9 protein-coding genes, 1 tRNA gene and 2 pseudogenes are annotated in these 12,188 nt (G+C 56.4%); 3 read left to right on the forward strand and 9 right to left on the reverse strand.

What is annotated here, in order from left to right; genetic code table 11:
• The 9 genes and pseudogenes from Q0J81_RS07980 to Q0J81_RS08020 form a co-directional block, all read right to left on the reverse strand.
• Nucleotides 1-377, reverse strand: a pseudogene (locus tag Q0J81_RS07980) (porin); the annotation flags it as partial.
• Nucleotides 378-717: 340 nt separating this feature from the next.
• Nucleotides 718-957 (reverse strand): hypothetical protein, encoded by a 240-nt coding sequence (locus Q0J81_RS07985; protein ID WP_294447063.1) that lies wholly within the window; start codon nt 955-957, stop codon nt 718-720.
• A gap of 110 nt (nt 958-1,067) precedes the next feature.
• The gene (locus Q0J81_RS07990; RefSeq protein ID WP_294447064.1) at nt 1,068-1,496 is read right to left on the reverse strand and encodes a TOBE domain-containing protein; all 429 of its coding nucleotides are present in this window, start codon (nt 1,494-1,496) and stop codon (nt 1,068-1,070) included.
• 239 nt (nt 1,497-1,735) lie between these two features.
• On the reverse strand, nt 1,736-2,356 hold the full coding sequence (locus tag Q0J81_RS07995; protein ID WP_294447065.1) for a hypothetical protein: 621 nt from the start codon (nt 2,354-2,356) through the stop codon (nt 1,736-1,738).
• 796 nt (nt 2,357-3,152) lie between these two features.
• A tRNA-Ser gene (locus Q0J81_RS08000) sits at nt 3,153-3,246 on the reverse strand.
• Nucleotides 3,247-3,541: 295 nt separating this feature from the next.
• Nucleotides 3,542-4,471, reverse strand: coding sequence for a riboflavin biosynthesis protein RibF (ribF, locus tag Q0J81_RS08005; protein WP_294447066.1), 930 nt, complete (start codon nt 4,469-4,471; stop codon nt 3,542-3,544).
• Nucleotides 4,472-4,475: 4 nt separating this feature from the next.
• The gene (locus Q0J81_RS08010; protein WP_294447067.1) at nt 4,476-5,270 is read right to left on the reverse strand and encodes a thioredoxin domain-containing protein; all 795 of its coding nucleotides are present in this window, start codon (nt 5,268-5,270) and stop codon (nt 4,476-4,478) included.
• Nucleotides 5,271-5,520: 250 nt separating this feature from the next.
• Nucleotides 5,521-6,888: an L-serine ammonia-lyase gene (locus tag Q0J81_RS08015; RefSeq protein WP_294447068.1), complete on the reverse strand. Its 1,368-nt coding sequence runs from the start codon at nt 6,886-6,888 to the stop codon at nt 5,521-5,523.
• A gap of 136 nt (nt 6,889-7,024) precedes the next feature.
• Nucleotides 7,025-8,860: a cache domain-containing protein gene (locus Q0J81_RS08020; protein ID WP_294447069.1), complete on the reverse strand. Its 1,836-nt coding sequence runs from the start codon at nt 8,858-8,860 to the stop codon at nt 7,025-7,027.
• A 620-nt stretch (nt 8,861-9,480) separates the two neighbouring features.
• On the opposite strand from Q0J81_RS08020, the gene dsrA reads away from it, so the two are divergent.
• From dsrA to Q0J81_RS08035, 3 genes and pseudogenes are all read left to right on the forward strand, one after another.
• Nucleotides 9,481-10,794, forward strand: coding sequence for a dissimilatory-type sulfite reductase subunit alpha (gene dsrA, locus Q0J81_RS08025; RefSeq protein ID WP_294447070.1), 1,314 nt, complete (start codon nt 9,481-9,483; stop codon nt 10,792-10,794).
• A gap of 18 nt (nt 10,795-10,812) precedes the next feature.
• A pseudogene (dsrB, locus tag Q0J81_RS08030) lies at nt 10,813-11,955 on the forward strand (dissimilatory-type sulfite reductase subunit beta); the annotation flags it as partial.
• An 84-nt stretch (nt 11,956-12,039) separates the two neighbouring features.
• A partial coding sequence (locus Q0J81_RS08035; RefSeq protein WP_294447071.1) for a dissimilatory sulfite reductase D family protein occupies nt 12,040-12,188 on the forward strand: 149 nt, incomplete at its 3' end.

Below are 12,188 nucleotides of genomic sequence, written 5' to 3' on the forward strand. Positions count from 1 at the left end.
TGGGGAAGACCGACGAGCTGCTTACCCATACGAACCTTAACGGTGGTCTGGGGAATCATCCAGTCGATGTAGGCCTGACGAACGCCAAGCTTGGTCTTGGCGTTGTTAGAGATACCCCAGTCGTAAACGGTGGTATCATTTTCAGCAATGCCGGCCTGCAGCTGCAGGTAGCCGGACAGGTTTTCATTGGCGGTGAAGGTCATGCCGAGACGCAGACGCTGACCGGCACCATCAAAGTTGTCGCCGGTGGCGACGCGTTCGCCGAGGATGTAGGTGAACATGTATTCGCCGTCCATCTTCACGTCAACGGCGGAAGCAGGAGCAGACGCGGCGCAGATCATGCCGGCAGCCAGAAGAAGCGTAGTAAGCTTTTTCATTGTAGTCATTCCTTTGAAAAAAAAAGTGGTTGATGAAACCTATGGAAAATCCCTCTTTTTCCATGGAACGACCCTGCAACATTATTTGATAAAAAAATGATAAAAAAATAAAAATAAAATTATAAAAAATATAAATAATATATTATTATCATTAGAATAAAAAAATTTTTACACATTATTTTTTTCTACTCAAAACTCCCTTTTTTCCCCGTTACTTCGTGTCGAAAAACATATAAAAAATATAAATATTCTATTATATCAATATATTAAAAAATGATTTCCCCGTTGACAGCTTTTCACGCTCTCTTCAGCATGAAGATGCTCCCCTCTCCACTCGACACTATGCAGGCGAATGACTCACTCTTGGCACACGCAATAATAACATACTGTAATTGTTGTTTTTACAACACAGTGACATTCGTTTTTTCTTCGCGCATGACAGGGGCTGCCCCATAAGCAGGCGATGAAAAAATTCGGGATGACCGGATGACAAAATTTTTAACAGCTCCCGTTTCTTCGTCACGCCATGCCTGAGTCCGTTGCCGCCGTCTGATGAGTCATGAATGACGAGTGTCTGCATGACGCATTCCTTATTAAATACCAAAGACCCGGAGCTCGATACGAAAACGAGACTCCGGGCAGAAAAAGTTCCGGCAGGGGAACGACCATCCGCCGTTCCCCATGAATGGCCTACGCCTTTGCGGCAAGAATGACGTGCGGGGCCTTGATGGCGGCCTGAACGCTCACGCCTTCCGCAATGCCGGCGTCTTCGAGGCTGTCCACCGTGCACACGGAAGTAAGATGATCGCCGTTGGAAAGCTCCACGGACACGCTGGCCATGATCTGGCCTTTCTTAATGGCTTTCACCGTGCCGGGCAGCATATTGCGGGAAGAAAGAATATAGCCGTCGATGTCGCGGGCCAGAAGCACGTTTACCCCCTTCACCATGGCCAGAACTTCACGGCCGGGGCAAAGACCGAGGGTCTCCGTGCTCTTGCAGGTAACAATGGCGGAAACTTTCAGTCCGCCCTTGAGGTCAATGTCGACCTCGTCGTTAACCGCGCCGCTCTTCACGGACGTAACAACGCCTTCCAGAATATTTCTCGTGGTAACCTTCATAGGTCATTCCTCCATCAAAAGTTATGAACTACTTAATCACACGGCAAGCCTTGTCAATGGCGAAGGAAAGCCCCCGTACGGCAAGCAGTCCGGGCGCCCCCTGTCTGCCGCCTGCAAATGGCATGTTTCCACGCTCTTCTTCTCCCATGTACCGGAACCGGAAAAGCGGCGATCATTCAACGGCGCTTGTACGGATGCTGCAAAGAGGGACTCTGAAAGGGCCGAAGAGGACCGATATCTTACGGTCCCAGAACCTCAATGACGCAGTCATCGGGCAGAGCACGCAACAGGCCTTCCATTCTTGTGGAAAAGCGCTCAAAAAAACTGATGATCCGGACACGTTCTCTGTCTGGCGTCATTTCCGAAAGATCGCCTCGGGGCAACCATGACGGAAGCCACGCCCCTTTTTCCAGCATTGCCAGATGCTGCCTGAAAAACGGACTGTCGCCCTCTTCTCTGAGCGTGACCATTTCGCTCTTCATATCGCGCAGTATGGCCTGTACGTCTTCTCTGCCGTAGCGGTTGCTTCCGTACCACTCAAAGCCGTTTTTCTCGTAGTCAGAATCACGCTCGTTGAGCGACGGGTCATACCATTTTTCAAAAAACGGGTACGCATAGCAGTCCAGCACTTCCTCATCCATGGAAAATGAAAAGGCGTCGGACACTCTTGCGCAGCTTCTCTGCTCCGACTCCGTGCCGTACACCAGAAAAAACGGTTCCTCCCCACAGACGCCATGGCACAGAAACGGCTGGTATACAGGCTGAGCCATGTCCCTGAATCTCAGATACGGCATCCGAAGCTCTTCCATGGAACTGGTAAGGGAAAGCCTGTATCCTCCGCCAGACATTGTGCTGACCATAAGTTCAATCCGGTCGGAAAAGCGGAAAACATACCGATACGTGATGCCTTTATGAGTTTCCGCATACTGTTCGCCCCCTGACAGGCCATACCTGGTGACGGATTCCTTCTTCTCTGCAATAAAAAAATCCTGAAGTTTCCTTCCTCTTATATATTGACCGAATAGCCTGTCGGCATCGAAATTCGGCGTATTCAGCCCCTCCATGCACTGCCGGGGAACGGCATTGACGCTGATCCTTGCGCTCAGGTCTCTGCCGGGATGAAACTCCAGCGACGTTCCGTCTTCAAAGTCGAGCACAAAGGGCTCGCACAGCCGGACGGTCCGGGGAATCATGAGATGCCGAAGATACTCCCGAATCGCTGCCTCACTGTGTGCTGTTCCGGCACTGACGGCATGCTCGTATTCATAGCTCTCCAACGCGGAACAGGTCATGTTGCATGCCGCGCCGATAACTCTGACCCCCGCCAGCCGATTTTCCGTATCTGCCAGCTTTCTGACGGTCCTCAGAATCTCTTCCGCCCCTCGGTACTCAGGAGCGGACCACTCGTACCAGTCAAAACGCCCGCAAAACGCATTGTTGCCAAATGCCAGCTTCATTGTCGTCCCTCCGCTGGCCAGAGCTGAGCTTCACAGCTTTTTCATGTCGGCCAGACTTTGCGCATATCAGAAAACATGACACAAAACAACGAAGGACGGCAAAAAGGAGAACAGAGGACGACTTATTGCCGCATCGGTCAGAAAAACAAAAAGGGCTTTGATGACGCCAATCGACAATCAAAGCCCTGGAAATATAACATGGCGGAAAGGGTGGGATTCGAACCCACGTACCGGCTCATCACCGATAACTCGATTTCGAGTCGAGCGCGTTACGGCCTCTTCGCTACCTTTCCACAAACGTGTGTTGTACACGAAGTGCCGCCCGCGGGCAAGACTTTTTTCCTGCGCCGCAATGACGGCTTTTCCGCCAGTCCGAGCGGCTCTCCAATCGTTCACGCTGCCGCAAGGAGGCCACGGACGAAGGAGCGGCAGAACGCTGCTTCCGTAAAAGGCCGCCCCCTTTTTCTTTACGCTTCTACGCTTCCGGCAAAAGAAAAGGCCCGTCGTTGGAAGACGGACCTTTTGCATGACGTTTTTCATTTCCACGGCACAATGCCTGGAGAACAAAAACGAGGCGCGTTTTCTGCATCAGAGAGGAAGGCCGCGTCTTTCGTCCATGTCGGCATGAAGCTGAGCAATGAGCGCATCCAGTCCGTCGAACCGCCGGTCCTGCCGGAGTCTGGCCAGAAACCTGACTTCAAGTTCTCTGCCGTAGATGTCGCCGGAAAAATCCATGATATGCGTCTCAAGCGTCAGCGTGGATCCGTCGAAGGTGGGATTCTTGCAAAAGCTCGTCACGGACATGTGCCACACGCCTGCACCCTCACCATCCAGAAGTCTGGCCGACGTGGCATACACGGCAGGAGCCGTCATAGCCTGCGTATGCGGCACGTCGAGATTGGCGGTGGGAATGCCCAGAAGAGGACCTCCCCGCCCTTCGCCGTGCACGACTTCTCCCTGCACGGAAAAAGGACGCCCGAGAAGAGCGTTGGCCTCGTCGAGCCTTCCCTCGGCCAGAGCCTTTCTGATGCGCGTAGAGCTGACGGGCGCGCCGTCCACGATTACGGCCTGCACCTGTGTAACGTTGGGAATGCACGTTTTCAGCACATCCAGACCGGCCTGATCCCGCCCCATGCGAAAGTCATAGCCAATGAAAAGCTCGCTTGCCGCAAGACCTTCCTCGAGCACGGAACGGCAGAATTCTCCAGCTCCCCTCGCGGCCAGTTCCTTTGTAAATGGAAGCAGAAGCACGGCGTCCACTCCGAGCGCTTTCATGTACTCAAGGCGCTGCGCCGTGGAGCAGAGCTCCTTGGGCGCGCGGGAGGACAGCACGGAAACAGGATGGGGGGCAAACGTGACGGCCACGGCAGGCACGTTTCTGGCTCTGGCGTTTTCCACGGTACGGCGCAAAAGCGCCTGATGGCCGAGATGCACGCCGTCGAAGTTTCCGACGGTAGCCGTGCAGGAAGTCCACGCTCCCTTCTTGCGGAGCGCTGCTGGTTGAGAATCTACGATCATGAGATTACTTTTTCGCCGTGTTCTTGAGCGCCATGTCCACGGCGTCTATGAAGTTTTCCATGGGAAGAGCCCCGCGCAGAACCATGTTGTTCACAAGGAAATACGGAGTGCCCACAAAACCGAGCGCATTGGCGTCGGCCGCATCACCGGCCATCATGGCATCGAGCTCCCTGGCCTTGCTCTTCACCGCGGCCTCAACGGCCTTGGCGTCGAATCCCACTTCCGCGGCAATGGCGCGCATGGCCGTCACCGCATCTTCTTCCACCTGCTTCTGGCGGTCGAAGGTGAGCGCGTACATCTTCCACGCCTTGGTCTTGTCGATCTGATAGGCGGCTATGAACCACTCGCCGGCAATGCGTCCCGCCTGCGTCTTGGGGACCTGCTTGAACACCAGCCTGATCTTGCCGGGATAGCGCTTCATCAGGTTGCCCACGGTGTAGGCGGCCTGATGGCAGTAGGTGCACAAAAAGTCGGAAAAGGCGATGATGGTCACGGGAGCGTTGTCGGGGCCTCCCACGGGCCGCCCTTCAAGCGCCACCGTCTTGGGCTCATTGATCTCTGTCTCCCACTGACGGAGCAGCACGGCACGCCGGCGCTTGTCCGAGCCCTGCTGCACGATGTCGAGCATCTCCTCACTGTGATCCTTCAACACATTAATAATGATCTCGGGATGTTGTTTCAACACAGCTTCCAACTGACCGGCAAGGTCCTGCGCAGGAGCCGCCTGTGCAGGACCGACGGCCATAATACCGCCGGAAAGCAGAAAGAGTGTCAGACATATATGACGAAGAAACGACATGATTCTCTCCTTTGGCGCGACTATAGCTTTTTCATTACAGGCTGACAAGCCGCACTGAAGTTAAGGCGCATCCCCGCAAACAGAGAATTTCCTGAATGTTCATATCTGTGTCGGGCCCTCATTGCGTCGCCGTGAATCCCCATCATGACAAAAGGTTGCAGTCAAGCGTCATGCACGACGTGCTCAGTTGTCCCTGCCTGAGAACGTTTTCTTTCAGGACACCGCGTCTGAAACGGCCTTGAGTCGTCCGTCAGCAGGTCACCATGCTCACGGCGAGCCCGCCCATGGAGGTTTCCTTGAACTTATGACTCATTTCCCTGCCGGTTTCGGCCATGGCGGCAATGACCGCGTCAAGGGATACGCGATGGGCTTCGGTGCTCGTTCCCGTGCTGATGAGCGCGGCGTTGAACGCCTTGACGGCGCCCATGGCATTGCGCTCAATGCAGGGAATCTGCACATAGCCGCCCACGGGATCGCAGGTGATGCCGAGGTGATGTTCCAGCGCGACTTCGGCGGCATTTTCCACATATGGAGACGGATTGCCCTGTGCATCGGTAAGCATGGCGGCGGCCATGGCCGAGGCAACACCTATTTCCCCCTGACAGCCTACTTCGGCTCCGGCAATGCTGGCGTTGTGCTTGGCGATGAAGCCCACGGCCGCAGCCGCAAGAAAACCTTCCCGAATGGCGCGGTCGCCTATGAACATGTCATGGCGCATGGCATACACAAGCGCGGGCATGACGCCGGCAGAGCCGCAGGTGGGAGCGGTGACGATGACGCCTCCCGAGGCGTTCTCCTCTGCGGCGGCAAAGGCATAGGCATTGAGTCCGGCAAGAAACTTGCCCGGAGAAGAGTGCAGGGCATGGGCACGCTCCTGCAGCATATGCGCCTTGCGTTCCACCTTGAGCGGACCGGCAAGATAACCGCTGCCGGCAAGCCCGTGCCGCACCGACTCTTCCATTCTGTCCAGGATGTTGTTCAGCTCCTCAAGAATGGCCGGACGCGAAGCGCCAGTAATGGCCATTTCATTGTCGAGCATGATCTCGTAGAGGTTGAGCCCCTCGCTGCGCACAATCTTGCGCAGCTCCTTCATGTTGCTGTAGGGATGCACGGGTTCTCCGAGCTCCGGAGCCTTCCAGCCGTCCCACTGCACGAAACCGCCGCCCACGGAATAATACACCTTGTCAAAGAGCACATTGCCCCCGGCATCGAGCAGTTCCGCCACAAGCGTGTTGCTGTAGGGGTAATCATGCACCACCGCGTCATGCACGATGTCGGCCAGAGAAACCAGCGCGCTGCCTACGCCGAGCTCCACCTTGTGATCCTTGAGCGGATCGCCGGAAAGCTGCGCCAGATACCCGGAAGGACAATCCTCGGGCTTCACCCCAAGAAGCCCTGCAAGCACGGCCGCATCCGTGCCGTGTCCCGCCCCCGTGGCGCTCAGAGAGCCGAAAAGACGCACCCTCATGCGGGAGGCGCGGGCAAGCAGTTCTCTGGGAAGCTCTGCACAGGTCTCGGAAAAAAGACGCCCCGCAGTCATGGGGCCTATGGTATGGGAACTCGACGGGCCCGGCCCGACCTTGAACAGAGAAAAAAGCGACGTGGTGATGGGCCGCATGACGTGGCTCCTCCTGAAGTATGAATATCGCGACGGTCCGTGCTCCGGGAACTCGAAATCCGTCACAGGAAAGGGCGGCCGGAGGCCGCCCCTGCAAAAACGCCGTCCCTTTCCGGGACATGACGCGGAAAGAACGCTACATCTGCGAGGATTCTTCCTTTTCCTCCGCCTCAGCTTCCAGATCCTCGGTATGCTTGAGGATTTCCTCGAGCTGAATGTCACCGCACAAAACGCCGACGATTTCGTCCTTGTCGTCCGTCACGGCCTGAGACACGGACAGAATGAGCGCGCCCGTGTACTGGGACTGATAGACGTCCGTAACGTGCAGCTCGCCGTCCTGCATGGGCATCTTGAACCAGACGCGGTCGGAATAGTCATAGCCGGGATCGGGCAGATGCCCGTATTTGTGGGCATTGGCCTCGTCCGTCACGACAGCCTGCAAAAGCTTGCCCTTCGCATCGGTAAGCGTGATGAACTGGATATATGGATAATGATCGGCAAAGCTCTGCATGGCGTCGCAGCGTTCCTGATCCGAACGGCTCGCGCGGCATGCCTCGGCAAGACGGGTCATGATGCCGGAAGCGAGGCGGCTTGCGATTCTCTTGAGCTTCTGCAGCTCCGACACGAAGAGCTCGGGCATGTAGTGCTTGACGAGCGCCAGCATTTCCTTGTTGGAGAAGGAGGTATTGCGGCCGGCCTCGTAAGCCTGCATGATGGCGTTGTATATCTGTCCCACGGCCGGATGCTTCTTGGTGACGTGGCGGCTTTCGTCAAGCTCGAGATGGCTGTTGATCCAGTAGGCGACGCCCGCGCGACCGGACTTGTCGGTAATGATGATGGGCACGGGCCGGTTGAGGATCTTGTTCGTGTCGAAGATGTTGTAGATTTCCTCGTTCTTTGCCAGTCCGTCCACGTGCACGCCGGCGCTCGTGGCGTTGAAGTCGCTGCCCACGAAGGGATAGTTCGGCGGAATGGTGTACTCAAGCTCCTTGACGAAGTAGTCGGCAATTTCGGAAATCACCGTGGTGTCGGCCACGTCGTCGTTGCCCGTAAGGGAAATGTATTCCATGACCAGCGCTTCCAGAGGAGTGTTGCCCGTACGCTCACCGAAGCCGAGCAGCGCGCCGTTGACCGCCGCGCACCCGTACAGCCAGGCGGTGACGCCGTTGACAAGCACCTTGTGAAAGTCGTTGTGACCGTGCCATTCCAGCCACTGTCCGGGCACGCCTGCCTCGTCGGTAAAGGCGCGCACAATGCCCTGCACCGAACGGGGAAGCGCCGCTCCGGCGTAGGGAACGCCGAAGCCCATGGTGTCGCAGAGACGTATCTTCACCGGCATGGAAGCCTTGCGGGCCAGTTCCATGAGGCGGGAAGCGAAAGGCAGACAGAAACCGTGAATATCCGCGCGGGTCACGTCCTCAAAATGGCAGCGCGGCACAATGCCCCATTCAAGGGCACGTTCCACGATGCGCAGGTAGTCGTCCATGGCCTGCTTACGGGTCTTTCCCAATTTAAGGTATATATGATAGTCGGACACGCTGGTGAGCATGCCTACTTCGTCGAACTCCATGTCCCTGGCAATGCGAAGGTCGTTTTCGTTGGCTCGTATCCAGCCGGTGACCCGGGGGAAACGATAGCCGCGCGCCCGGCAGGTGTCTATGGCCTTGCGGTCCTTGGCGGAGTACATGAAAAATTCCGACGCCTGAATAAGACCGCTCTTGCCGCCGAGCTTGTGCAGCAGATCAAAAATATGGGCTATCTGCTTCACGGTGTAGGGCGGGCGAGCCTGCTGGCCGTCGCGGAACGTGGTGTCGGTGATGAAGCACGGATCGGCGGGACGCGGAGCGATGATGGTGCCGTCAAATCCTATTCGCCCTATTTTCGTGTAGGGGAAAAGTTCGCGGTAGAGCTGCGGCTCGGCCCTGTCTTCCAGATGAAGGCTGCGCTCAGAACTTTTCTTGAAAAGAATCATTGTACCTCCGATATCCCTCAGGATCAGACTGCTTTTTTGCGTGAATGGGGCATTGTATCTATTAAGAAAAGAAAAATAAAGCATTATACCGGCTTTAAATTTTCCGTCCCGGTTTCGTCCGGAACGCTCTTTTCATAAAAAATTAATGGAGACGTTTTCCTGGATTGTTCTTTTTTTCTCTTGAATTTTTTCTGCCCCCACTCTTTCCGAGAGAAGCGACATAAAAAATATCATTTTGTATTTCAACATGATACAAAAAGCACAATTCAAAGCACTTTCATAACTGCCCTCCGCTCGTTCCCATTTGGAACCACCAGCAGGAAGGAGAATTGTCGCCAAGAAGGGTATTTAATATCTAATATGTTGTATATATTTATTTTTCCTATTTTTCATCCGCCACACTCCGCCGGACGGCTTGTGAACAGAGACGGAGCTATTGTGCTCAAGTTCAAAATAGGGTAGGTACGGTGTAGACACTGTAAGGCCGGGACTGTACTGTGCCCTCGCACATCCGGCCAAGGTTTGGTGTATCAGGGGTCGCTCTGTCTGAACGGAAGCTTTTTCCGGCTCATTGGTTGGCAAAGCGACAGACCCATAATCAACCATGTGGAGGTAAGGCAATGGCGAAACATGCAACCCCCCTGTTGGACCAGCTCGAATCCGGGCCCTGGCCCAGCTTTGTATCTGATATCAAGCAGCTTGCCGAAAGCAGAGCCAAAAACGCTCAGGGCTTGGATTATCAGATTCCCAGCGATTCCCCCGAGGACCTGCTGGGTGTCATGGAACTTTCCTATGAAGACAAGGAAACGCACTGGAAGCACGGCGGCATCGTGGGCGTGTTCGGTTACGGCGGCGGCGTTATCGGCCGTTACTGCGACCAGCCCGAAAAGTTCCCCGGCGTGGCCCATTTCCATACCGTCCGCGTGGCTCAGCCTTCCGGTAAGTTCTACAGCACCGAATACCTGCGCGGCATCTGCGACATCTGGGACCTGCGCGGCTCCGGTCTGACCAACCTGCACGGCTCCACCGGCGACATGGTGCTCATCGGCACCCAGACTCCTCAGCTCGAAGAAATCTTCTACGAACTGACCCACAAGATGGACGTCGACCTCGGCGGTTCCGGCTCCAACCTGCGTACCCCCGCTGCCTGCATGGGCATGTCCCGCTGCGAATACGCCTGCTACAACACCCAGCTCGCCTGCTACCAGCTCACCCAGGACTACCAGGACGAACTGCATCGCCCCGCCTTCCCCTATAAGTTCAAGTTCAAGTTCGACGGCTGCCCGAACGGCTGCGTGGCCGCTATGGCCCGTTCCGACTTCGCAGTGGTCGGTACCTGGAAGGACGACATCAAAATCGACCAGGAAGCCGTGAAGGCTTATGTGGCCGGTGAATTCGCTCCCAACGCCGGCGCTCACTCCGGCCGCGACTGGGGCAAGTTCGACCTGCAGAAGGAAGTCATCGACCTCTGCCCGACCCACTGCATGAGCTGGGACGGCAGCAAGCTGTCCATCGACACCTCCAACTGCGTGCGCTGCATGCACTGCATCAACACCATGCCCCGCGCCCTGCATGTCGGTGACGACCGCGGCGCCTCCATCCTGGTCGGCGCCAAGGCCCCCATCCTCGACGGCGCTCAGATGGGCTCCCTGCTCGTTCCCTTCATTCCTGCGGAAGAACCCTTCGACGAAATCAAGTCCGTCATCGAAAAGATTTGGGACTGGTGGATGGAAGAAGGCAAGAACCGCGAACGTGTTGGCGAAACCATCAAGCGTCTCTCCTTCCAGAAGCTGCTTGAAGTGACCGAAATTCCGGCCATTCCTCAGCACGTCATCGAGCCCCGCACGAACCCCTACATTCTCTTCAAGGAAGAGGACGTGCCCGGCGGCTGGACCCGTGACATCGCTGCTTACCGTCAGCGTCACCTGCGCTAATCAGAGAGGAGAGCAAAAATGGCTTTTATTTCTTCCGGTTACAATCCTGCAAAACCCATGGAAGGTCGTATCTCCGATATCGGACCCCGCAAGTACGACTCCTTCTTCCCTGAGGTCATTGCCAAGAACTTCGGCAAGTGGCTGTACCACGAAATTCTGGAACCCGGCGTGCTCATGCACGTGGCCGAAAGCGGTGACAAGGTGTACACCGTCCGTTGCGGCGGCGCCCGTACCATGACCACCGTGCACATCCGCGAAATCTGCGAAATCGCCGACAAGTACTGCGACGGCCATGTCCGCTTCACCACTCGTAACAACATCGAGTTCATGGTGACCGACCCCAAGGTGCTTGAAGACCTCAAGGCCGACCTTGCTTCCCGCAAGTTCGCCGGCGGCTCCTACAAGTTCCCCATCGGCGGCACCGGTGCCGGCGTGACCAACATCGTGCACACCCAGGGCTGGCTGCACTGCCACACCCCCGCCACCGACGCCTCCGGCCCGGTTAAGGCCCTGATGGACACCGTGTTCTCCGACTTCCAGAACCATCGTCTGCCCGCCCCCGTGCGCATCTCCCTGGCCTGCTGCCTCAACATGTGCGGCGCCGTGCACGTGTCCGACATCGGCGTTGTGGGTATCCACAGAAAGCCCCCGATGATTGACCAGGAATGGGTTGACCAGCTCTGCGAAATTCCTCTGGCCGTCGCCGCCTGCCCCGTGGCCGCCGTGCGTCCCGCCAAGGAAGAACTCGACGGCAAGAAAATCAACACCGTGGCCATCAAGCAGGAACGCTGCATGTACTGCGGTAACTGCTACACCATGTGCCCCGCCCTTCCCATCTCCGACGGCGAAGGCGACGGCGTGCTCATCATGGTCGGCGGCAAGATTTCCAACCGTATCAGCCGTCCCAAGTTCTCCAAGGTTGTCGTGTCCTACATCGAAAACGAACCGCCCCGCTGGCCCACGCTGTGCGCCACTGTGAAGCGCATTCTCGATGTGTACGCTGAAAACGCCAACAAGTACGAACGTCTGGGCGACTGGGCCGAACGCATCGGTTGGGAAAAGTTCTTCGAACTCACCGATCTGGAATTCACCCCCCAGCTCATCGACGACTTCCGCGAACAGGCCTACTTCAGCTGGCGTCAGTCCACCCAGTTCAAGTTCTCTGAACTGGCCGCCGAAGCCTACAAGGGCGCCGAAGCCCACGCTGAAGCCACTTCCGCCGGCGTGACTGAAGAAGACAAGACTCTGGTGTACAACTGGCTGGTCGAAAAGACCAGCAAGCCCGGCGCCAAGACCAAGTTCTACTTCAACCAGTTCCTCGAACTGTTCCCCGGCGCCAGCCCCCGCAAGGTCAAGAACGTCCTCACCGCTCTGGTGGACGACGAAAAGGTGGC

The sequence above is a fragment of the uncultured Mailhella sp. genome (genome assembly GCF_944324575.1).
Lineage (GTDB): Bacteria > Desulfobacterota > Desulfovibrionia > Desulfovibrionales > Desulfovibrionaceae > Mailhella.